This window comes from Sphingobacterium detergens, from assembly GCF_003610355.1.
Lineage (GTDB): Bacteria > Bacteroidota > Bacteroidia > Sphingobacteriales > Sphingobacteriaceae > Sphingobacterium > Sphingobacterium detergens.
In genome coordinates this window covers 1013074-1034489 of sequence record NZ_RAPY01000001.1, presented here as the reverse complement: position 1 = coordinate 1034489, position 21416 = coordinate 1013074, and the positions used below count along the sequence as shown (strand labels likewise).

The window sequence follows — 21416 nt, the reverse complement described above, 5'->3', positions numbered from 1 at the left end:
TTGAACTCAACGATCAACAATAGTTACGTTAATCATTAAAATTCTAATTATGGCACAGAACATGACAGCGGAAAACGATCCGCAAATCCTTTTGGGTATCCGAGAATTTTTGAAAGCGCTAAATAATAGCGGCGGTAAACCATTAGAAACATTGACACCCGAAGAGGCAAGACAAGTACTAGTCGATGCACAAAAATCAGTAAAAGTCGACTATTCTGGTATTACCGAAACAGAAAGAGAAATTACGCAGGACGGAGTTACAGTGAATATACATATCGTAAAACCTGCACATGCTGCTTCCGAAAACCTTCCGGTATTTATGTTTACGCACGGCGGCGGTTGGATATTAGGAGATTATCCAACACATCGGAGATTAGTACGGGATTTAGTGGTAAATAGTGGTGCAGCTGCAGTTTTTACAGATTATACGCCCTCGCCTGAAGCCCAATACCCTGTTGCTATCAACCAAATATATGCCGCTACGAAATGGGTCTCCGAAAATGGCGCTGAAATTGGTGTAGATGGTCAAAATTTGGCTGCTGCCGGAAATAGTGTTGGTGGTAATATGACTGCTGTTCTCTGTCTAATGGCCAAGGACAAAGCTGGTCCAGAGATAAAATTTCAATTGTTGTTATGGCCGGTCACAGATGCCGATTTCTCTCGTGAGTCTTGGCAGAAATATGCTGAAGGACGATTTCTTACAGCGCCGTTAATGAAGTGGATGTGGGCGAATTATCTACCGGATACCGCAAAACGTAAAGAATATTATGCAACACCTTTCAATGCTTCGATAGAACAGTTGAAGGGACTTCCGCCGGCATTGGTCCAGCTAGCGGAAAACGATATCTTGTTTGACGAGGGATTAGCCTATGCTAGAAAATTAGATGAAGCAGGTGTCCCAACTACTATTCAAACTTATAATGGGTTTATTCATGACTATGGATTATTGAATCCTTTGGATCATATCGAAGCAGTGAAGCTTTCAACAGAACAGGGCGCGCTAGCGCTCAAAAAGGCGCTATTTAGAAAATAGCAGCAAGTGAATTTTAGATTAAGGTATATATTTTATTCAGTGATGTCGTAAAAGTTATATTAGAATAAAGTATATACCTTTATTGTCTGGTAGCGTACTGTTTACATTCACATTTGAGATTAAAAAATTAATGAGTTAGATGAAGGACATACTGAAAGATATCATAAGTTTAACAGATAGGAAGAGACATTTTATTGAACGCTTTGTTGAAGATCTAAGCGCGATAGAACACATTGAGGCGATTGCATTGGGGGGATCACATGCGACGGGAAGAGCAAATGAAAACTCCGATATTGATATAGCCATTTATTATAACGGAAAGCAGCCTTTTTCAATCCAAGACATCAGAGAATTTGCGAAAAAATACACAATGGATGATACTCCTGTAGTCGTTGGTTTTTATGAATGGGGACCATGGGTAAACGGTGGCGCTTGGATGCATACAGAAGTGGGAAAAGTAGATATTTTATATAGAAATATAAATCAGATTGAAAATACGATTGACGAAGCACAAGTGGGCAAATGGGAAAACCATTATGAACAACAGCCACCTTATGGATTTACATCAATGATTTATTTGGCAGAATGTATTGCTTGTATTCCTTTGTATGATGCAAAAGGTATTATAAATCGGTTAAAGCGGCTGTCCACAAAATATCCCCAGGCATTAAAAGAAAGTGTGATAAATACGGCTCTCTGGTCAGCAGAATTTACATTGGCGCATCTTGATGGCTTCACTTCAAACAAAGACATGTACAATCTGTCCGGAAGCTTTGCCCGTATATTGAAAAGTTTGGTGGAAACATTGTTCGCATTAAATGAAACATATCCTATCAGCGATAAGTATGCCATCCAATTGCTTTCAAAGGCAAAAATTACGCCTCAAAATCTTGAAAATAAAGTGAATGTTATTTTGACTTTGGATATAAAATCCTTGGAAAAAAATACAGCCGAATTGAAAAATCTATTTAATGAAGTGGTCCTTCTCACCAAGGGTTTATATCACCCAAAATTTGATTTTAAGAAGTAATACAGATCGGACCTATTTGAATATCACTGGAAATAAGAGGTAAATTATGTTGCTTTAGTATCTTCGGTATTTTTGGCTGCTGTTTGCACAACTTTGGTGGCCCTGCTTTTGGCTGGTGATTTAACTGCAGTTGTTTTAGGAGCCGGTGATGTTGCCTTTGTAGGCGCGACCTTAGGCTGTTGTTTGGTTGAACTAGGGGTATTTTTGGCTGCTGTTTGCACAACTTTGGTGGCCCTGCTTTTGGCTGGTGATTTAACTGCAGTTGTTTTAGGAGCCGGTGATGTTGCCTTTGTAGGCGCGACCTTAGGCTGTTGTTTGGTTGAACTAGGGGTATTTTTGGCTGCTGTTTGCACAACTTTGGTGGCCCTGCTTTTGGCTGGTGATTTAACTGCAGTTGTTTTAGGAGCCGGTGATGTTGTTTTTGTAGGCGCGACCTTAGGCTGTTGTTTGGTTGAACTAGGGGTATTTTTGGCAGCTGTTTGCACAACTTTGGGAGCACTGCTTTTTGTCGACGAATTAACTGCAGCTGCTTTAGGAGCCGGTGATGTTGTTTTTGTAGGCGCGGTCTTAGGCTGTTGTTTGGTTGAACTAGGAGTATTTGTAACTGTTACTTGAGCGACTTTAGGTTGTTGATTATCAACGCTGTTTGTTTTAGTAACTGGTTGAGCATCTTTAATTAGTGTTTTTTTAGCTGATGCTTTAGGCGTATTTTCTTTGATAGGAGTAGACTTACTCTTATCAACAACAAGTTCTTTTTTTACAAGTTTTTCTTTTGCTGATTTAAGGCTTACTTTCTTTAAATCCTTGTTTTTAATACCTTCTGTCAATAATTTGGCGGTTTTTTCTATCCGGTTACGAAACTCCTTTTCGCTCAAATGAGCACGCAAATACTCGATTGCACTGTGTAGATGAGTAATTACTTGATTTTTTAATTCTTTTTTAGGAGATTGAATTTTTGCAGATTTTGCCATAATTTATTGTTGTTTTGGGGATTAACATAAATATAACATTAATTTAACCATAAATACAATAAGTGACAATAAATTTTATTGACCGATAACCGATAAATATTGAAAGGGCTTTCTACTCTGGGAATATTCAATAAAAGTTGAAATTGTAATAGTTACATAGCATTTAATATTATAGTCTTCAGTATGATTGATAGTCTCAAGTAGCGTTTTCATAATTTTATCTTTTATACGATTGGGAATTTGAGTGATTTTTAAAATTTTCAAGAATTCAATTCGGGCTAAATTCTATTCATCTTCAGTAATTTTATCAAACAAGCTCCATTTGGTATGATCTCCTGCATTTTTTGATAAACTTATTTCGTCATTAAATCATCGAAACTAGTCACTATTTTTTCAACAAGATACCAGTAACTTTTAAGTTTGGCTAAACAATTCGAGATAAGCACATGCTTGTCTAAGATTTGAACATATAAAATACATAATTATGCCAAAAAGATATTTTCTTGTTCCGTTAATAGGTTTGTTCCTTATGGGTAAATCCATGTTTAGCGTTTGCAGTTTCAGATCGGAGGTTGGAGATCGCCATACCCCAGCAATGGAAGATTCAATAGTGACAGCAAAATTAAACCGTATTATAAAGAAATATAGGGAAATTGATAAGCCTGGCTTCGTATTTATGACAAAGTATGATAGTAGCGCCTGTTATCAAGGATCAATAGAGGTAATCTCTTTGGACCCAGTTAAAAATTAGCTGTTACCGGGGGAGCCACGTTTCATCTTATGATGAAACAGGCAAATTTGATGATGTGAGATGGGCGCATACTGGACACGGTCGGTGATACCAATATTCATGATCTCATGCTTTGGGGTCAGTACGATACCTCAGAACGCTAACTTACTATCAAAATCTGAACTGACAAGCACGACTGATGTCTCAATTTGTCGCAACGGGATATTCCAATATTTCCGCAGTAATTCTTCTTTTTCTATATGGCTAACTTGACAAAAGCCGTTTTTTACATAGAAATCAATTGCCCAATTGGCATTAGCCCAAGTGCCGATTAGGATGGGTTTATTGGTAAGTGTTGAAAGGTGTTTTAACAATTTGCCACCAATTCCATTGTTTCTGGCTGTCGTCCTCACATATGCGTGGCGGATTAGGGTCACATCTGATTTGTGTTGAATCCCCATTACACCAAGTATAGTGTTATCTTGGTGATAGCACCAAAATTCAACCCCATCAGCAATTTGTTCCCGCAACTCGTGTTCATCCATATAAGGCTCTTTCCACCGGTCTTCAGGTATCTTACCCTTGTAAGCTGTAGATGCATCGTTAATAATTTCGTAGATCGTATCGAATTCTGAATTTAGACTCTTTCGTATCATATCCCTTAACATATAATTCATGAAATATTTTCTTTTGTTATTTTATAAATCAAAGTTATAAGACTGAGATCGCATAGTGCTTTACATATGTTGATAAAAATATTATTTTAACTGCTTACGAATTCTGCTAAGCTGAGTGGGGGTAATACCGAGATGGGAAGCGATATCCCGTAAGGGTACGTAATTCTCTATATTAGAATGACGTTTTAAAAATTTCTCATATCTAATTTGAGCTTCCTCCATGACGATGGATACTTCTCGTTCTTCTTTATCGATGACCCAATTCTTTTCAAGATAATGAATATAAAAGGATTTTAGGTCGTCTGTTTGGAAAAGCAGTTCTCTGAACTTTTTATAGGAAAGACTCAATAATGAACAGTGGGTTATGGCTTGAAGGGTAAATTTTGAGGGACGATTTAGAATGCAGGAAACTGTGGATGCGACAAAGTCACCCCCAACGGCAATATTCTTGTTATAAATTTGTCCCTTTTCATCACTTATATATGCTCTTAAATAACCTGTGTGCAAAAAGCAAAACTCCCGCCCAATGGAACCCTGTTGCACAAGTACTTGATTTCTTTCGAGGTTCACAACTGTTGCTATTTCTAAAAGATTCTCAAATGAAACTTGTGAAATTTTATGATATGAGTATATTTTTTCCTTAAAGAGTTGTTTCAACGATTCTTCCATAAGGATAAAAATAGCAAATTTAAGATAGTAGTAATTGCGTCGTGTAAATTTTGTGTTTGTTTTATAAAGTATCGATTGTGCTTTCTATTGTCGTTTATTTCTATAACAATTCTTTTATTAAATTATGTTAGAATACACAAAAGCAACCTTTCCGTTGCCGGAGGTTGCTTAAGTTACACCACAAAGCAGCTGATATCGTTTCAACGTTTATTCACAGACCGATGGAGCAAGTTTTGCGTGCATTGTCTCTTCACTTTCTGTATTTTCTTTTGGAAAACTGACGAAACTCATAGCGAATGTTACTGCGAGCAACAGAATACTTACCCATAAAACATAATGAACTCCGTAATATGCACTTATTATTCCACCGAGAAATGCACCTAAGGATATGCCAATATTGAATGATGAAGTAAGTAAGCTATTGACAAATTCTAAGGCATGATGAGGAACAGACTGTGTCGTTCTGATATTTGAAACTAAAAAGCCTCCCGTATGAATCATTCCCCAAAGGGAAACAATAACGACCATTGGCGTGAAGATTCCACCAAGGTAGTAAGCTAAAACCTGTACTGTAATTAAAGAAGCCAAAAATAGTCTTGCAGTCAATAGCACATTTCTATTCAGGGCTAATCCCATAAGCCAGTTTCCTAAAGTTCCCATGCCACCAAAAAGAAGCAACATGATACTGATCTGTGCTCCATCCATTTTTGTAATTTGCTCAAGATAGGCGGTAAGATAAGTATAACTAGAAAACATTGCTGCTAATGTACAAATGGTAGAAATCAGATTGAGCCACAATTGCGGGCTTTTTAGAACAGACATCTGATTCTGTGCAGATTTCGTGTTATCTGCTGGGATCGAAGGTATGAAGAGTAATAGACCGATAAAGGCAATCAAACTGATTGCGCTACTGAGGAAGAACGAAGCCTGCCAATTGTGGAAGAGATCTACAGCATAGGTCGTTAATGGAATACCTAATACTGTAGCTAAGCTTAGCCCTAACATCACTGTAGAAACACCTTTTGCACCACTGTTTTTAAAAGCTATGGCAATAGAGATATTCCAGAATAGGGGATGTAAAATGGCTGGTAGTATACGGGCGACCATGAGTACCGAGAAATTTGACGAAAATGCTGAGATTAAGTTTGAAAAAACGAATATGCTCATGACCAAACACAAAAGGAGTTTTCGATTTATTTTGGTCGTGAATGAAGTGATAAAAGGAGAGGAGACTGCGACAGTTATGGCAAAAGCACTAAGCAACCACCCCGCGGTATCTATCGATACCTGGAATTGCCGACTAATTGTCGGAAGGATGCCAACTATCCCAAATTCAGTGGTGATTATGCCAAAGGCGCCCAGGGCCAGGACGTAGATTGAATTTTTCATTGATGTCTAAAATTTATGTATAGCAAAATTGAACAGAAAAATTATAAAAAATCAGTATATTTTAATGATAAATAGGTATTTTTACATGATGAAACGCGAGAATATCGACCAACTGGTCAAAGTAGAACATCATAAGGAGGTAAACTGTCCACTAAAAGACAATCAGTTCTCTTTTTTTCAAATCATATATGTGATTTGCGGAAAAGGATTCCTTAAGATAAATAACAATACAGCCTCATACAGCGAAGGCAGCCTGATCCTCCTTACACCAAATGATCAGCACTATTTGGAAATTGTCGAGAAAACGGAACTTTTGCTTATCAAGTTTAGCGAACGTTATGTTAAGGATTACAAATGGAATAGTATTAATTCTATGGAGTGCCTATTATACGGTGCTTCCTATTTGTCGGGCTGCATCTTACAGAATAAACCTGATGTTATTTTGGTTGATTCGATTGTATCGTCGCTTCTTCATAATATCAATCATCCAGACCTCTTTCATGAAGAGCTGACACTACACTATGTGAATGCTATTATTGTAATTGCTGCACGCAATATTTCAAAGATGAGAGTAGAGCATGTAGCCTCTAATACAGACAAGAGGGCCTTGGATATCATTAATTATATCCAAGGAAACATCCATGATCCAGCGCTGTTAAAGGTTTCTTCCATAGCACAAAAATTTGGTTTCTCTGAAAGCTATCTCGGTAGCTACTTTAAAAAGCAATGTGGTGAAACTATCCAGCATTATATATTGAATTATAAAATAAGATTGATTGAGCATAGGCTTCTTTTCAGCGATATGCGGGTTAATGAAATTGTTTCCGAATTTGGCTTTTCCGACGAAAGCCATCTCAATAAATTCTTTAAAAAGCGGCATGTAATGAGCTTGACTGAATTCAGAAAGACAAAAGGACAAACAGCGCTACAAGCTTAAATAATACATCGGAGCTACCTGTACCAAGAAATTCCATAGCAAACGAATGATAGAAAGCTTGAATAAATGATTAGAATTGATTTGCGATAAATATATAAATGGAAAATATTGAAACATCCAAATGCTTTTGGGCTATTGTAGAAAAGGCCGCACTTCGTAGGAAAAGCTGAAAGAGATACTCATTGCTTTTTCTAAAGAAGAAATAATTAGGTTTCAGGAAGAATTTGTGGATGCTTCTATTGAATTACAGTGTGCACCATATACTGATTGTATGGAAGAGTCTGAAGACGGGATGGGACGAATAGTTATATCATAAGAACGAATCTTAAACGCTCTACATCGAATATAAGATTGTGGTTCGTTGTGGCGAAAAATAACGTAGTTTTAAATTGAATTTAACGTTAATCTGTGATCAATACTTTGAAAAAAGTCATAGAAATAATTGAAACTACTTAACGGAGGTTCATATTTTGAATGTATACTTGGAAATATATGAAAAAAATTATATTTAGGTTTTCGCTGTTCAATCTTCTACTATGTGTTATATTATTTATCCTTTATAGAATTGTTATTAGTGGATTAGAGCCTGCCGGTACAACTCTTTTTGATAGTTTCCTTAGTATTATGGATTTGTTTCTAAGTCTTGGGTTTTCAATGCTATATGTTGTTGCTATTTGCGTTAGTACCTTGTTGTTTTTTCTAAATCAAATTGAAAAAATTAGGAGCAGTTATTTTTTGTCCTTATTGACATTTTCAGGAATTCCGTTCTTGTGTGTTGTTTTTCTGGCTGTCACTGTTTTGGCTGATATTTACCAATATAATGTAACACTGATTCCATTAAAAATACTGTTGTACTTTTCAATAATCTATTTACTATGTACTGTTGTTGAATTTCTAATGTTCAGAAAGAAGCTTAGAAAAGTAATAGATAGTTGATTTGGATATAGATGTGGAAAAGCTAATTATATACCTTCGCTAGATAATATAATAATCGTTATTGACTGGAAATTGCCAATAACGATTGTATACTGTCAGTGACTTAGAGCTTATTAGGTCAAAACTTCGTCTATTATTCCAAATTCTTTTGCTTCAGCTGCGACCATCCAATGATCTCTGTCACTAACATCGTGAACTTTCTGGTAGCTTTGGCCGCTATGCTTGGCTATAATATCATAAAGTTCTTTTTTTATTTTTAAAACTTGATTGGCAGTAATTTCAATGTCTGATGCCTGTCCTTGCACACCTCCTAACGGTTGGTGCAACATGACACGTGCATGCGTCAGGGAGCTTCGTTTGCCCTTAGCACCACCACAAAGTAATATTGCACCAAAAGAAAGGGCCATGCCGGTACAGATTGTAGCAACATCTGGACTAATTAATTGCATGGTATCGTAGATGCCAAGTCCAGCATAAACTTCACCACCAGGAGAGTTAATATACATGTGAATATCCTTTTTGGGGTCAACGGACTGAAGGAACAATAGTTGGGCTTGTACGATATTAGCAATATTGGATTCGACAGGAGCTCCCATAAATATAATACGGTCGATCATTAACCTGGAGAAAACATCCATCTGTGATACTCGCAACTCGCGTTCCTCAGTAATATAAGGTGTCATTGCATGGGGGATACTGGAGCTTTCGATATGTGCAATGTAATTATCTACCCTTTCTTTTGGGACATAGCAGTGCCCGGCCGCAAATTTGCGGAACTCATTTTTGTCAATATTCATGATTTTGGAGATTTATGGTTTTCTAAATAGCCGCATTACTTTTTGGCTAAAACGTATGTATTTGGGTTGTGTAAACAGTGTTTGATGTATTGCTTCAATTTCACTTTTTAACTGCTTGCGACCATATCGTTGTATGGCTTCGTAAGCTTTTTGTTGCATGATTACTTTCTCCGCCAATTCCTCGTCCAGCAACAAATGGGCTTCGAAAAGCAATATGTCACTAGGATGGTTTGTGCCTAGGAGATGAGTTTCTATCTGTTGGGTTTCATTCCATGAAGTCGTCATAAACCAAGGATTTTTCTTTAACAGTTTCTCTCACTTTCTCTAAGCATTTGTATTTTTGAACAGTAGCACTCCGGGTTCCTGAATACCCGAATTCATCTGCGATCTCTTGAAGTGACATCTGGTCATAGTAAAAGCTTTTTAATAAATCCATACATTTGCGTCCTGCAGTCTCCAGGAAGCGAAGCAGTCGTTTACTTGAAGGAGACTCATCGTTCGCTAATGGGATTTCAATATGATCTAAGGGTAGGTTCTGGCTCGTTTGATAATAACGTTTCAACCAGAGATTTTTGGCTGTACCGACTAGATACCCAATATCATTCGTCAATACCGTTGGAGTCAGCGTAGTCTTTTCATAATATACCACCAAGGCGTCTTGAAATACATCCTTGGCTTCATCAAAGTTTCCCCCCATACGACTGACATATTTGGCGACTGCTGGAAATGCACTTTTATACAGATCCATTATAAGCGTCTGTCGCCTCACGGTTCGATTTGAATTACTAATACTATGCATAGTATAATTACCTTTTATAACAATGTACCAATTGTGGTCAAAGTATCACCTTTTATTTTGAAAAAAAATTATCTTTCTTTTCGGACTATTACAGTCAACATGTAGCTTGATCTTTTAGATTTTGCTACCTTCCTGATATTTCCCACCTTTTATGACAACGCATGCAGACTGACTGTTGATTCAGAAGATGCAGTACATTGATAAAGCTAACGATTTTTTGCACGAATATAAATTCATTAATAGGAAATAAAACTAACCTCAAGGGAGGGAGTTGTTAGATGCAACGTTTGGATTTACTTATGAAGACCCTTGGAATTTAGTTGATAAATTGCCTATTTTTAGGTAGTAAATGAAGAATATGATTTTGTCTCAAAGAAGCCTTGCTGCTTTCATCGCAATATTAAGCTGGACCGCTATTGGTGCTCAGTTTTTAATTAGTTGCAGCAATTCCTCTATTGCGATTAGCGAATTAGTCGTTAGGTTCTTTAGTTATTTTACAATCTTGACGAATCTCATGGTTGCGATTTGTTGTACTAGTATCGTACTGTTTCCGAAGAATAAAATAGGACTCTTTTTTGCGAAACCTACAATAATCACAGCAGTGACATTGTATATTCTGATTGTTGGACTTATCTATAACCTGATACTTCGTTTCCTGTGGCAGCCTGCTGGAATAGCTAGGATTGTGGATGAAATGCTCCACTCACTTATTCCCATTTTGGTTCTAATCTATTGGTGGAGTATGATTGATCAGCGTATTATACACTGGAGATCTATATTTAGCTGGTTATTGTACCCCTTTGTCTATTTGCTCTATACTTTGTGGCATGGAGCACTTTCTGGATTTTACCCTTATCCTTTTGTAGATGTTTCTGAGCTAGGCATGAATCGCGTGCTAACAAATAGCGTGGTTATAACTGTGGTCTTTCTGCTAATAGGATTGCTCTTAATCCGAATAAATAGACGAATAGCCAAAAAAAGGTAGTAAATGCACACGGACAAAATCCAATCGAAATATACTACGAATGCATTTTTATTTGCATCAGGAAGGGGCTAGCCTATAAAAATTTTATGTAGTATCTATAGATCGAGTCAAGTCTGTAAGATCTATCTGGACATATAATATATGCTTAAAGATGGTTATATTTAAAGTTATATAAACCGTGCAATGGTGATAGCTGACAAAAGAAAGCCCATAAGAAAGGTGACGATACGATTAGTGCTTCTGTGTATTATTTTAAGTCTATGTGGATGTGCTTCGTTGAAGCAGACAAGACAAGATAGCATGCATGAAATTTCTGAATTACAGTCCTTCGATGGAACTTATGAGAATCTAACAAGTGATCATAAGGGGAGCGAATTTTCGTCTCTATGGAATCAGCTTATCCTGAAAAATGAGATTGATATGTTGGATTTCAAGAACGCGAAAATAAGACTCAAGGCAATCGGAAGGAGCCAAATCAAAGCGACTTGGTTGGATAGAGGTCTCGAAAAGAAAAGCATTGTGCTAAAAGGAAAGTTAAAAGGCAATTATTTCGTATCTCAGCATAAGCGCACCATCATACCTATCCCGCTAATATATGGAATGATCCAGAATAACCAATTTCAACTCTGGTTGGATCAAGATAGCCAGTTGCGTGTGGATAGGCTGCAGAATAGGTGGGGCTGGATATTTGTTTTCCTGGCGGGTACGGATAATACGTCTAACTACAAATACATAAAGGTGAAGGAATAGGACGTTAATCCAGCTTTGATAATATTGGTGAAGCTTAGCTATTATTAATTCATGCCATCGAAATTTATAAAAGAGAGTAGATCAGATGATAAATTTATAATTGGGTTTTGCGAATAGATACCATATTTGTGTGAATGATGGCGAATGAGTAGATTAGTATAAAAATCAATTCGATATGAAAACCCTATTAACCTGTATTTTTTGCTCATTGATTTCTCTTTCGTTATTTAGCCAAGTACAAAAAAATAAAAATGATCACTTTGCAGCTATTGATTCGGTACTAGAACGGGTTTTAAGCGATCACCATGTAGCAGGTTTTGCAGTCGCGGTGGTGAAAGGGAATAAGGTTATTTATAGTAAAGGATTCGGCTACCGTGATATCGTCAATAAGAAACCTGTCACACCCAATACGCTTTTTGCCATAGGTTCCAGCTCCAAAGCTTTTACAGCTTCATTGTTAGGTTTGTTGAGGCAGGATGGTAAACTGACATTTGAGGACAAGGCTGTAACGCTACTTCCTAAGTTGAAGTTCTATAGCGATGAGATGGATAACCAGATTATTCTTCGGGACCTCATGGCGCATAGGACGGGTTTGTCTAGGTATGATTTATCCTGGTTTCTATTTAATAGCGAAAACAAAGATAGTCTGATAACACGTGTTAAGTATATGAAACCTAGTTCACCTGTACGGATGAAATGGTATTATAATAACTTTATGTACCTGGCACAAGGAATGATTGTTGAACGATTAAGTGGTAAAACTTGGGAGAAAAATATACAGGAAAGATTTTTCAATCCTTTAGAGATGACGCGTTCCAATACGGATATTCAGACATTTCAAAGAGATAGTAATGCTTCTTTACCCTATACTGTCTCTAAAGATAATGTGATTAAACAGATTGATTATTACAATATTAATGGAATGGGGCCAGCTGGAAGTATAAACAGTAGCGTTAATGACATGGCCAACTGGCTAAAGATTTGGCTCAATGGGGGGCGTTTCAATGGGAAAGTTATACTGCCAGTAGATTATATTAGTGAGGCTGCAAGTTCTCAAATGGTTATGGACGCAGCATTACCAGACAAACACAAAGACATTTTCCTCTCCAATTATGGTTTAGGCTGGATGATTGGTTCCTACAGAGGGCATTATCAAGTAGAACATGGGGGTAATATAAATGGTTTCTCCGCAAATGTTGCATTTTTTCCAACTGATTCTCTGGGAATAGTGGTATTGACTAATCAAAATGTTTCTAAGGTCCCCTCTGTCGTAAGGAATTCTATTGCGGATAGGCTACTTCAATTAGAACCGATTGATTGGAATGGTGAAAAAAAGGCTGAAATTAAAGCTTCACGTTTAGTTAAAAAAGAAGAAGAAAAGATTCCTGTCCCATCAACAACACCTTCTCATAAGCTGAAAGATTATACTGGCTCCTTCGAGAATCCCGCCTATGGAATTATTAAAATACATCTTAAAGATAATAACTTATACACTGTGCTTGGTTATGAAAACATTATTCTCAAACATAGGCATTATGATGTTTTTGATCCAAGGTCAGTAGATAAAAATGGGGTTGCAGACACGGAACCAAGCAATCTCCTATTTAACTTTTTTAGCGATGTGGATGGTCAGATTCAAGGTATAGGAATTTTACTTGATGGTAGTGAAAAACCGATTATGTTTGATCGTAAGGCAACGCCTGTTGGCGCAATGAAGTAAAGTTGATGCAAATAAATACACTAACTATGATCAAATACCCCATGAATCATTGTGTTTATAATAAAGCGAATTATAGATGAACGCTATCGAATATTAATTGATAGGACTACCTTAACAAGAAATAGGGTAGATTTAAGTGGAATTTAGTTTTCGATCACGAATAAAATGATGGAGTATAATAGTAGATTGGTGACTAAAATTAATAAAAATGGAAATACAAACCTCTTCATAAAAGTTAGAGAATGCTAATAGATATAATCAAAGATGCTAAGATAGAATTGCTTAAAAATGACCTCGGACATTTGCCCTTGATGAATAGGGTTCATATCGCTGAAAACCTGCGTGATCCGATAAAGATTAATAAGGTTTTCCTAGCCTGCTGTAAATTTGTCTATTCGACTTTAGAAATAAATGACAGTCTATTGTCCAATATCTTGAACAAAGCGGAACGCCATTTATATGGAAAGGAAAACTTTGATTTTAAAATGCTTTATGACAAAAACAAAAACTATTTAGAGGCAGTTAATTTAAAACCCTTTTCGGATGTTGGGTTAGCCTGTTTGGCTCTTTGTGCGAGCATCTATACTGATGCTGCAAGCCTATTCGATATTGACGACTATGAAGATGATAATTCTTATGATCCGGAGAGTTGGTCAACAGATTTTTGTGCGGCAAATGCGTTCGCTGGTGGAAATCCTTTCTCCCATGAGGGAAGTAAAGAGAAAAGAGTAGAATTTTGGAATTTCTTTTTGGATACTGTGGTTACAATCTCAAATTCTCCGAATCTTTCTGTGGGTGATAAAATAGAATATGAGGAACAAGTATCCATCCAAATGGACAGATCAAAAGTTTATGTTGATAGTTTTATCAAGAATAAAATTGATCGTGTTGTGGAATTGATTTTGAAGGATTTGGAAAATTCTATTGGGGAGGCATATTGGAATCGGGTGGAAATAGAGGGGCAAGATATTGGTGGTGTAGGTATGAAAGGATACTATTTTGACGCCAATGATCGTGGAGAAAGATTAGAATTAACATATTATTTATATGATGGAGAGGAGTCAACTGTTAAATTATTGAGTGCGGTAAAGAAGTATATATACCAACAAAGCCCAGAGGAAGGTACCTGGTTTTCTTATAATTTGCTGATATATCCAAATGGAGAGCATCGCATTGTGTATAATTTTGACAATCCAAAGATTTATGCAGACAAACAGCCATCTTTAGAACCGTTTATAACGGAATTTACCAACTATCCAAGAACTAAGAGTTTTACCCCAAAATGGTGGCAAGCTATTGTCACCCAAAATCATCTGGAATACTTATGACAAACAAATTGTTGATTTGCTTATGAATAGACAGGAATTGAACAGGACGATATCCTGGAATCTAAAGCGCTTTTTCATCTTCCAAAAATTCCAAGATATCGCCTGGTTGACATTCCAATGCTTTACAGATAACTTCCAATGTACTAAACCTTATCGCTTTGGCTTTTCCAGTTTTTAAAATTGAAAGATTTGAAAGTGAGAGATCAACTTTCTCTGATAGTTCATTCAATGACATTTTTCTCTTGGCCATCATAACATCCAAGTTCACAATTATTGGCATCTTATACTGTTAAATCGTTTTCGTTTTGTAGTTCTATTCCTCTTCTGAAAATCACAGATATCACATAAATCACAGCCGCCATTAAAATAAAAGCTTGACTGTCTGTCCAGAATTGTGTTAAGTGTCCGATTTCATAGCCTTTTCGAATTATTCTACCGACAGTTTCTTGAGCAATACAGCTCAACAAACCAATTGAAAATGTAAAATAACTGATTCGTGTAATCTGTTTGGAAACTAAATTGCTAAATGGTTTATTTAAATCCAACTTGTGCATCATTTCGATCAGTAGATAAAATAAATGTGCTTTTAGTACCGCAAGGGCAATAATAAAAAAATAAATTGTATAAAAAGACATTCTGCTCTGATTGTACATCTCGGATAAATCAAGTTTTTGGTAAAGTCTTCCTACAAATTCTGGCTTGAAGATACTGAAAATGAAGTTAACGATAATGGCTCCAGCTTCAATCGATAATCCAATAAATATGATCCAAACGATTATATATAATCCTTTGAATACGATATTGTCTATTCCTTTCATGGTTTATAAGTTTAAAATTCAATACAATAATAATAAATATTTAGTGATAATCATAAAAAAAATATTATTTATCAATCATTTGTAATGACTTGAAGGTATCTGCCGATTTCAATGCTGACCTTCCCAAAATAGATTACACAAGAAAATCACCCGTAATAAAAATAGAATGATATTTTTCTCCGGTTTCTTATTTAATCGTACAAATTATACGTGTTTGAATTTTGTAATTAGATTAGTAATGCGTCATTCTGAAGAATTTGAAACAAAAACGACGTCATACGCTGATGCACATATTTGAATCTCATCGCCAAGGGACCATTCTGCTGCTCTGGCTGCCATTGCCGCTGGGACACCTTCGGAGCCGGGGCCCGCTGGGACATCATAAGTTGCGTGTGCATCATGTGGGAGCAAAACATCAAAACCATATTCCAGGGCTGCTTTAGCGGTCGCAGCGAGGCACATTTCAGAAAGCAGGCCACATATTATTATTTTTCTGATTTCAAGTTTAGTCAGAGTGGCATAGAGGGATGTCCCTTCAAATCCATTATCTGTTTGTTTCCTAATTACATATTCTTCCAGTAGCGGAGAGAAAAACAAATTCCAGCCCCAGGTAAAAGGTGCGTCTATCGTATCCGGAGGACCATCATTTTGAAGAAAGATTACGGGACATTTTGCAATTCTTGCTTTATCAAGTAATAGATCGACAGCAGAAATTAATCTAGCATGATCAGGTACTGCCGAGGAACCCGAAACAAAAGCGTTTTGAACATCAATTACAACCAAAGCCTCAGTTTGACTAATATTTTCTTCTTTCATTTGAAAATAGAATATTTAAAGTTTCATAAAATTACAACTTCAATCATATAACTAAGAATCTTAGATATTAATCAAAATATATCTGTTTACCGGTAATCTGATCATGAAATGGAACAGCAGACATATATGTTATAAGACTATATTCAAACCAAAGTTTTATTTATAAAGCGAATATAAATCCCCTAAAAGCGAATATTAAATGAAGCAAGTGCTTTTGGACATAATAATTTATATTTAATTATTGAAACGTTATTTTGAAATGATGATACATTGAAAATTTTAGTTTTTGGTTAACGAATAACAATAGTCAATTTTTAAAAATTAGAGCAAATGAAGAAAATATTCCTGATAGCATTAATAACCTTTTCTCATTTTTTTGTTTTTGGCCAGCAGAAAAAACCGAATAAGAATACTATTCCGCCACCAATAAAAAAGAAGGAATATCCCATGCCAGAGGCGAAAAGAATAGAAGATATTTTTATGGAACAGACAAAGAGATGTTTTATTTATAAGGTCGAAGAAAGGAAAGATTCGTTACTGTACGTAAGCAGCAATTTATTGGAGTATGGCTGGGCGGGAGATAATGCCCGAATGGTAATTAGCTCTTATAATTATGATCCGATAAAAAAGAAAGAAGCAGAACAGAAAGGGTATGTTCTGCTAGAAGAAAAGAATATGCAATTTATCAATGGATCATATAAGACAGAAAAGGATGTTTTGATTTTTACACCTGAAAAAGAAGATAGGTTTGAAAAAAGAACATTCAAGTTGGTGTATAAACCTAAAACAAACAAAGTTGACTATCTCAAAGACGAGAAAAATAATAAATATATAGCTGGTGATTGCCAAGAACCCATTTTAGGTCAATAATTTTAATGACAGGAACGAAACCAAAAGTAGTTAAATATGGCGGTAACACAGGTGATAGTATTCTTATTGAATTAACTGTTTAAAAGAAAAGTTAGGCTGGCGCATTTCAATTTCGTTTCTGCTTGAGGCTAGTTGTGCTTCCCGCGCGTAGACGAACATTTCTGTTTCATAGGCCTTAAGGGCGGCCTCAAGTGATGTGAAAGATTGATCACTGAGTTTTTCCGATAAAATCAATGCATCTAACAACCCCGTATTGACACCCTTTCCTGCAAATGGAGGCATTAAATGTGCTGCATCACCAATAAGTGTTAGTGGGAGAGGACGATCATTCTTCCAAGGAGTGTCCAAGGAGAATTTTCTTGTCGGAAGATAACTAAAAGATAATGTTGAAAGAAACAGTTCTTTAAATTGGTTATCCCAGTCATAAAGTCTATCCAAAAGGAAAGTATGTACGAAGTTTGGATTCTGAAATTCTTCTTCCTTATGATTGTTCCATCCCGCGGGCTTTTTGAAAATGATACCATAGCTCAACAATCCATTATTGTTTGGATTGACCACTAGTAAGTTTCCTTTATGGGCAACCATTAGCCTATGCCCATCACAGCGTTGATAAAATTTCGGGACATAATGTTCGGGATCAGAAATATCTCCCTGGATGATTATGGTTCCAGTATCTTCAACTTGTGCGTCAGTAAGATATGATCTCACTGTTGACATCCCACCATTGGCCCCGATTACAAGATCCGCTGTTGCCTGTAAGCCTGTTTCAAAATGTAGTAGCCATTGTCCGTTTGTAGCTTCAAGTCTTGTACATTTGCTATCCCAAACGACAGTATTAACAGTCAAACTCTCTAATAGCATTTTCCGAAAAACATTTCTGTTGATTTCAGGATTGTCGTATTGATTTTCAGGAGTAGAATGTTTTGTGAAAAGTGAAGCCCCTTTTTCATCAGCCATAACAATTCCCATAGGTAATGCCAAAGAATAATAATTCTCCAGCAGTCCTGCCTTTTTCAATGCTTCTTGACCTGAGCCTTTATGCAGATCAAGCGTACCCCCTTGAATTCTAGCTTGGGGATCTTTATCTCTTTCATAAACGGCGACATCTGCACCATTTTGTTGTAATAATCTAGCCAATGTAAGACCGGCAGGCCCAGCACCAATGATCGCTATTTTTTTATTTTTGAATACCATAATTTTTGTATTGTTTAAGATCAATACAAAATTGGCTGTCATTTTAGGAATAAAATAATTACATTAGACTCAAAAATAGCTATAAAAGACTTTTATGAAAAAAGATGATCAGACAATTCCCCTTGTTCTTCAAAAGCTGGCTTATTTCCTTGGAACTGAAATTAAAAGAAGAAAATTAGAGATCCCCAACGAATATGGAAACGGATACTGCATTGGGTTTGTTTTTAATGCACACATGAGGATGTTGATCAGTAACTACGAGTTGAATGAGGATGTTGTGATTGATAATCTAGAGCGTGATGATGCAAAAAAGGTTATATTTTTTAAGTTCCAAAACATTTTTCCCAGACTTGGATCATTATCTATAGGAACAAATCCCAAAGAAATACCTACCGTTTTGATTGCAACCAGTCGTATTAATACAGATGAGATAATTTCCATCCATTCTAATACGTCAACTATTAATATCGAAATAGAGGCCAGCTATCTGAGTAAATTATTTAGTATATCAGCGCAGTCTCCGGTTTTAGAAAGCCTCCTCGAGAATACACAACCTTATCTTTTTGAACAGATCATTTCGCCTTCTTTGCAGAAAGTGGTCGATGAGATTGTATCGGAAACTGTTGACGAAACGTTCGAACTATTCTTTCGAAGAATCAAAGCGGAGGAAATGATCTGCAGGCTATTGATGGAACTGGAAAAGCGGGATGAGAAACGTATGTATGCTTTGAGCGACCACGATATCACAATCCTGTATAGAATAAAAGACCAAATCCTTGACGATCTCGAAACGCCTCCTATTATTGGAGAGCTCGCACTTGAAGCGGCCATGAGCCCTACTAAACTAAAGCGACTATTTAGGCAGATTTTCGGCGATAGTATATTTAGTTATTATCAGAAGTTCAGAATAAAAAGAGCCGCTCTTCTCCTGGAAGAAAAAAAGTATTCCGTTTCAGAGGTTGGTTATAAACTCGGTTTTACCAACCTCAGCCATTTCTCAAAAGTATTCAAGGAGCATTTCGGTATCAACCCAAAACAATATACGATGATTAATGTCTGATCCTGCAGTGTAAACATGAAATTATGGTGATATTGTGGTAAGTGTAATGGGATAGTCTAATTTCAGTAAGGTATAAGAAGTTGCAGCCAATATACAGTTTTGAGAGACCATTTTTGAGCGGAGGATCACAGAACGAAAGAATTTTTAAGCGAATATAAATCCATTAAACACGAATAATAAATGACATAAGTATATTCAGATCTGAAATGTATATTTAATTAGTGAATTGTCAATTTCAAAGGATATAATATAAAAAAATGGATGTAGATATTGAAAAGCAAAATCAGAAATGCGTCCGATACTGATTGTAATAATCGAAATATTGACCGTGTACAAGCAAGAACTCAAAGACAGCAAAATGACCCTATGTTGGAACAGATTTTGCTCGATTATACAGACGAAATGATACCATTTTTTATGAACCTATGCACATGGCAAAACCGATAAATATACATAATATACCCGTTGTAGCGATTTCTCGAGGGTATATTGTCACAATTTCTAGCTGTACCATATTTATGGTGTTGCTTCTCTTTACTACTAAGTGTTTCGCAACCTCGAAGAGGTATCTGCAAGATACCGTTCGAGGTGGTTCGGAACTGCAGGTCTTTGATACCATCGTGACGAAACGCGTCTATCAAGATGCATATGGAAAAAACACATTGCACGTAAAAGTTACGAATCCCTGCAATGCTGATTCGTCTAGATTTGATGGAGTACTCACCCAGATCGAAGCGCGTGTGAAAAACAAAAAAGGTTCTACATCCGTGGTCTACACATATCCTTATTCTCAAATGTCGTTAATCTACTTCGTAAAGGAAGAAATACATATTCAGAACCTTGGTGGGCGAAAGGCGGCTATCATTCCTTTTTATTACTGTGGGGGATATGAGAGCTATGATATGAAAGTATCCTATATTGTCATTTATGGAAACAAGGACTATATCTTCCATCTAGACTATTATTGTGGAGAAGGAAAGGACTGTAAACCTGTCCAAAGCTTAAAAGTTATGCTGAGTGGTCTTCCAAAAGATATTCGGACCTATTTGACCGGATACTTGACAAAAAAACATAAGTCCAGAGCCAGCTTCCACCAGGAATAAACTCTAAATATCACTATACGAATGTGACAGATATTTCTTGTTCATTTTTATGGTGGATATTGTGTTCTAAATATAAGTTCGTGTTAAGAAATTATGAAATCTGCTACTTTGCTCATATAATGGTGATAGGCTTTGTATTTTTGTCTGGTGAACTTATTGGAACAACTTAATATTCAATTTGGATTGTAGGGTTCTTACTAATTTTGTAGATTTATCTGTAAAAGGTAAAAGACCTTATCCAATTATGAGTTAGCTTTTAGACATCGTTTGTCTGATTTGAATAAAAATCGTTATGAAGAAGGAGTACTTCAAAGACCTATTTAATAGATACCATAAGAAAGTATTTTTATTCGTTCAATACTATATTGAATCCCAAGATGATGCTGCAGATGTAGTACAGGAAGTTTTTATTCACCTGTGGCGTTATGTTCATAAGCTATACGTAGTATCCAATCCAGAAGCAATAATTTTTAAAACCTCCAAACAGGAAATTGCCAATTTTTATAGAAAACAAAAGGTTCAATTTACTTCCCTTGATAGCGCTTACGAGTTGACAGAAATCGAAGAGAAGTTTGACGAATCTGCCTATCAGATTAAAGTAGACAAACTGAATTTATTATTGTCAGCTCTACCAGAACGTCGAAAAATAATGGTACTTGATAGTGTTGTGGATGAGTTAAGTTACAGTGAGATTGCTCATAAATTCAAAATATCCAAAACAGCCGTTGCTAAGCAGATCAACAAAGCCATGACTTTTCTTCGGGCTAATTTTTAATTTTTTTCTAATAGGGGGTGTACGATATA

At 36.3% G+C, this 21416-nt stretch carries 22 protein-coding genes; 11 read left to right on the top strand and 11 right to left on the bottom strand.

Translation table 11 applies throughout. The features are described 5' to 3' along the window. Nucleotides 1-49: 49 nt before the first annotated feature. Nucleotides 50-1033, top strand: a complete 984-nt coding sequence (locus DFQ12_RS04525; protein WP_120257812.1) for an alpha/beta hydrolase — start codon at nucleotides 50-52, stop codon at nucleotides 1031-1033. A 139-nt stretch (nucleotides 1034-1172) separates the two neighbouring features. Beyond that, the gene (locus DFQ12_RS04520; RefSeq protein WP_120257811.1) at nucleotides 1173-2063 is read left to right on the top strand and encodes a nucleotidyltransferase domain-containing protein; all 891 of its coding nucleotides are present in this window, start codon (nucleotides 1173-1175) and stop codon (nucleotides 2061-2063) included. Between the two features lie 44 nt (nucleotides 2064-2107). On the opposite strand, the gene DFQ12_RS04515 is transcribed toward DFQ12_RS04520, so the two are convergent. The 4 genes from DFQ12_RS04515 to DFQ12_RS04495 all read right to left on the bottom strand — a co-directional run bounded on the left by DFQ12_RS04515 (nucleotide 2108) and on the right by DFQ12_RS04495 (nucleotide 6499). Next, nucleotides 2108-3034 carry a hypothetical protein gene (locus DFQ12_RS04515; RefSeq protein WP_120257810.1) on the bottom strand — a complete coding sequence of 309 codons (927 nt, stop codon included), beginning with the start codon at nucleotides 3032-3034 and terminating at the stop codon, nucleotides 2108-2110. Between the two features lie 882 nt (nucleotides 3035-3916). After that, the gene (locus tag DFQ12_RS04505) at nucleotides 3917-4420 is read right to left on the bottom strand and encodes a GNAT family N-acetyltransferase (RefSeq protein ID WP_120259221.1); all 504 of its coding nucleotides are present in this window, start codon (nucleotides 4418-4420) and stop codon (nucleotides 3917-3919) included. 102 nt (nucleotides 4421-4522) lie between these two features. After that, complete coding sequence (locus DFQ12_RS04500) at nucleotides 4523-5110, bottom strand: Crp/Fnr family transcriptional regulator (protein ID WP_120257808.1); 588 nt, start codon at nucleotides 5108-5110, stop codon at nucleotides 4523-4525. A gap of 207 nt (nucleotides 5111-5317) precedes the next feature. Beyond that, entirely contained in the window at nucleotides 5318-6499 is a 1182-nt protein-coding gene (locus DFQ12_RS04495; RefSeq protein ID WP_120257807.1) for an MFS transporter, read from the bottom strand. An 85-nt stretch (nucleotides 6500-6584) separates the two neighbouring features. Between DFQ12_RS04495 and DFQ12_RS04490 the strand changes: the two genes are divergently transcribed. Beyond that, nucleotides 6585-7436 (top strand): AraC family transcriptional regulator, encoded by an 852-nt coding sequence (locus tag DFQ12_RS04490; RefSeq protein ID WP_244211675.1) that lies wholly within the window; start codon nucleotides 6585-6587, stop codon nucleotides 7434-7436. Nucleotides 7437-8485: 1049 nt separating this feature from the next. Here the strand turns inward: DFQ12_RS04490 and DFQ12_RS04480 are convergent. The 3 genes from DFQ12_RS04480 to DFQ12_RS04470 are packed head-to-tail and all read right to left on the bottom strand — an operon-like array spanning nucleotide 8486 to nucleotide 9917. Beyond that, a complete protein-coding gene (locus DFQ12_RS04480) occupies nucleotides 8486-9169 on the bottom strand; it encodes an ATP-dependent Clp protease proteolytic subunit (RefSeq protein ID WP_120257805.1) in 684 nt (227 codons plus the stop codon). A 12-nt stretch (nucleotides 9170-9181) separates the two neighbouring features. Continuing rightward, nucleotides 9182-9454 carry a hypothetical protein gene (locus DFQ12_RS04475; protein ID WP_120257804.1) on the bottom strand — a complete coding sequence of 91 codons (273 nt, stop codon included), beginning with the start codon at nucleotides 9452-9454 and terminating at the stop codon, nucleotides 9182-9184. Then, nucleotides 9435-9917: an RNA polymerase sigma factor gene (locus tag DFQ12_RS04470; RefSeq protein ID WP_244211674.1), complete on the bottom strand. Its 483-nt coding sequence runs from the start codon at nucleotides 9915-9917 to the stop codon at nucleotides 9435-9437. Before DFQ12_RS04470 ends, DFQ12_RS04475 begins: the two co-directional genes overlap by 20 nt. A 400-nt stretch (nucleotides 9918-10317) precedes the next feature. Here DFQ12_RS04470 and DFQ12_RS28625 point away from each other — a divergent pair, with 400 nt between their 5' ends. The 4 genes from DFQ12_RS28625 to DFQ12_RS04450 all read left to right on the top strand — a co-directional run bounded on the left by DFQ12_RS28625 (nucleotide 10318) and on the right by DFQ12_RS04450 (nucleotide 14751). Next, nucleotides 10318-10953: a Pr6Pr family membrane protein gene (locus DFQ12_RS28625; protein WP_120257802.1), complete on the top strand. Its 636-nt coding sequence runs from the start codon at nucleotides 10318-10320 to the stop codon at nucleotides 10951-10953. Between the two features lie 300 nt (nucleotides 10954-11253). Continuing rightward, a complete protein-coding gene (locus tag DFQ12_RS04460) occupies nucleotides 11254-11703 on the top strand; it encodes a hypothetical protein (protein WP_147420328.1) in 450 nt (149 codons plus the stop codon). A 175-nt stretch (nucleotides 11704-11878) separates the two neighbouring features. Next, on the top strand, nucleotides 11879-13423 hold the full coding sequence (locus tag DFQ12_RS04455; RefSeq protein ID WP_120257800.1) for a serine hydrolase: 1545 nt from the start codon (nucleotides 11879-11881) through the stop codon (nucleotides 13421-13423). Between the two features lie 242 nt (nucleotides 13424-13665). Next, a complete protein-coding gene (locus tag DFQ12_RS04450; RefSeq protein WP_120257799.1) occupies nucleotides 13666-14751 on the top strand; it encodes an Imm5 family immunity protein in 1086 nt (361 codons plus the stop codon). 61 nt (nucleotides 14752-14812) lie between these two features. On the opposite strand, the gene DFQ12_RS04445 is transcribed toward DFQ12_RS04450, so the two are convergent. The 3 genes from DFQ12_RS04445 to DFQ12_RS04435 form a co-directional block, all read right to left on the bottom strand. Further along, on the bottom strand, nucleotides 14813-15031 hold the full coding sequence (locus DFQ12_RS04445) for a helix-turn-helix domain-containing protein (protein ID WP_120257798.1): 219 nt from the start codon (nucleotides 15029-15031) through the stop codon (nucleotides 14813-14815). A gap of 1 nt (nucleotide 15032) precedes the next feature. After that, the gene (locus tag DFQ12_RS04440; RefSeq protein ID WP_120257797.1) at nucleotides 15033-15569 is read right to left on the bottom strand and encodes a DUF2975 domain-containing protein; all 537 of its coding nucleotides are present in this window, start codon (nucleotides 15567-15569) and stop codon (nucleotides 15033-15035) included. Nucleotides 15570-15812: 243 nt separating this feature from the next. Then, a complete protein-coding gene (locus tag DFQ12_RS04435; protein WP_120257796.1) occupies nucleotides 15813-16385 on the bottom strand; it encodes an isochorismatase family protein in 573 nt (190 codons plus the stop codon). A gap of 330 nt (nucleotides 16386-16715) precedes the next feature. Here DFQ12_RS04435 and DFQ12_RS04430 point away from each other — a divergent pair, with 330 nt between their 5' ends. Next, entirely contained in the window at nucleotides 16716-17255 is a 540-nt protein-coding gene (locus DFQ12_RS04430) for a hypothetical protein (protein WP_120257795.1), read from the top strand. Nucleotides 17256-17318: 63 nt separating this feature from the next. Here DFQ12_RS04430 and DFQ12_RS04425 read toward each other — a convergent pair whose 3' ends face one another. Then, on the bottom strand, nucleotides 17319-18491 hold the full coding sequence (locus DFQ12_RS04425; RefSeq protein WP_425275570.1) for an FAD-dependent oxidoreductase: 1173 nt from the start codon (nucleotides 18489-18491) through the stop codon (nucleotides 17319-17321). 52 nt (nucleotides 18492-18543) lie between these two features. On the opposite strand from DFQ12_RS04425, the gene DFQ12_RS04420 reads away from it, so the two are divergent. The 3 genes from DFQ12_RS04420 to DFQ12_RS04410 all read left to right on the top strand — a co-directional run bounded on the left by DFQ12_RS04420 (nucleotide 18544) and on the right by DFQ12_RS04410 (nucleotide 21387). Further along, on the top strand, nucleotides 18544-19509 hold the full coding sequence (locus tag DFQ12_RS04420) for a helix-turn-helix transcriptional regulator (RefSeq protein WP_120257794.1): 966 nt from the start codon (nucleotides 18544-18546) through the stop codon (nucleotides 19507-19509). 431 nt (nucleotides 19510-19940) lie between these two features. Further along, nucleotides 19941-20612 carry a hypothetical protein gene (locus DFQ12_RS04415; protein ID WP_147420327.1) on the top strand — a complete coding sequence of 224 codons (672 nt, stop codon included), beginning with the start codon at nucleotides 19941-19943 and terminating at the stop codon, nucleotides 20610-20612. Between the two features lie 292 nt (nucleotides 20613-20904). Continuing rightward, on the top strand, nucleotides 20905-21387 hold the full coding sequence (locus DFQ12_RS04410) for an RNA polymerase sigma factor (protein ID WP_120257792.1): 483 nt from the start codon (nucleotides 20905-20907) through the stop codon (nucleotides 21385-21387). Nucleotides 21388-21416: the final 29 nt, after the last annotated feature.

Bases quoted from the DNA above. Each gene is read 5' to 3' on its own strand.
- DFQ12_RS04525 (WP_120257812.1), top strand. From the start codon at position 50: ATGGCACAGAACATGACAGCGGAAAACGATCCGCAAATCCTTTTGGGT.
- DFQ12_RS04520 (WP_120257811.1), top strand. From the start codon at position 1,173: ATGAAGGACATACTGAAAGATATCATAAGTTTAACAGATAGGAAGAGA.
- DFQ12_RS04515 (WP_120257810.1), bottom strand. From the start codon at position 3,034: ATGGCAAAATCTGCAAAAATTCAATCTCCTAAAAAAGAATTAAAAAAT.
- DFQ12_RS04505 (WP_120259221.1), bottom strand. From the start codon at position 4,420: ATGATACGAAAGAGTCTAAATTCAGAATTCGATACGATCTACGAAATT.
- DFQ12_RS04500 (WP_120257808.1), bottom strand. From the start codon at position 5,110: ATGGAAGAATCGTTGAAACAACTCTTTAAGGAAAAAATATACTCATAT.
- DFQ12_RS04495 (WP_120257807.1), bottom strand. From the start codon at position 6,499: ATGAAAAATTCAATCTACGTCCTGGCCCTGGGCGCCTTTGGCATAATC.
- DFQ12_RS04490 (WP_244211675.1), top strand. From the start codon at position 6,585: ATGATGAAACGCGAGAATATCGACCAACTGGTCAAAGTAGAACATCAT.
- DFQ12_RS04480 (WP_120257805.1), bottom strand. From the start codon at position 9,169: ATGAATATTGACAAAAATGAGTTCCGCAAATTTGCGGCCGGGCACTGC.
- DFQ12_RS04475 (WP_120257804.1), bottom strand. From the start codon at position 9,454: ATGACGACTTCATGGAATGAAACCCAACAGATAGAAACTCATCTCCTA.
- DFQ12_RS04470 (WP_244211674.1), bottom strand. From the start codon at position 9,917: ATGGATCTGTATAAAAGTGCATTTCCAGCAGTCGCCAAATATGTCAGT.
- DFQ12_RS28625 (WP_120257802.1), top strand. From the start codon at position 10,318: ATGAAGAATATGATTTTGTCTCAAAGAAGCCTTGCTGCTTTCATCGCA.
- DFQ12_RS04460 (WP_147420328.1), top strand. From the start codon at position 11,254: ATGCATGAAATTTCTGAATTACAGTCCTTCGATGGAACTTATGAGAAT.
- DFQ12_RS04455 (WP_120257800.1), top strand. From the start codon at position 11,879: ATGAAAACCCTATTAACCTGTATTTTTTGCTCATTGATTTCTCTTTCG.
- DFQ12_RS04450 (WP_120257799.1), top strand. From the start codon at position 13,666: ATGCTAATAGATATAATCAAAGATGCTAAGATAGAATTGCTTAAAAAT.
- DFQ12_RS04445 (WP_120257798.1), bottom strand. From the start codon at position 15,031: ATGCCAATAATTGTGAACTTGGATGTTATGATGGCCAAGAGAAAAATG.
- DFQ12_RS04440 (WP_120257797.1), bottom strand. From the start codon at position 15,569: ATGAAAGGAATAGACAATATCGTATTCAAAGGATTATATATAATCGTT.
- DFQ12_RS04435 (WP_120257796.1), bottom strand. From the start codon at position 16,385: ATGAAAGAAGAAAATATTAGTCAAACTGAGGCTTTGGTTGTAATTGAT.
- DFQ12_RS04430 (WP_120257795.1), top strand. From the start codon at position 16,716: ATGAAGAAAATATTCCTGATAGCATTAATAACCTTTTCTCATTTTTTT.
- DFQ12_RS04425 (WP_425275570.1), bottom strand. From the start codon at position 18,491: ATGACAGCCAATTTTGTATTGATCTTAAACAATACAAAAATTATGGTA.
- DFQ12_RS04420 (WP_120257794.1), top strand. From the start codon at position 18,544: ATGAAAAAAGATGATCAGACAATTCCCCTTGTTCTTCAAAAGCTGGCT.
- DFQ12_RS04415 (WP_147420327.1), top strand. From the start codon at position 19,941: ATGGCAAAACCGATAAATATACATAATATACCCGTTGTAGCGATTTCT.
- DFQ12_RS04410 (WP_120257792.1), top strand. From the start codon at position 20,905: ATGAAGAAGGAGTACTTCAAAGACCTATTTAATAGATACCATAAGAAA.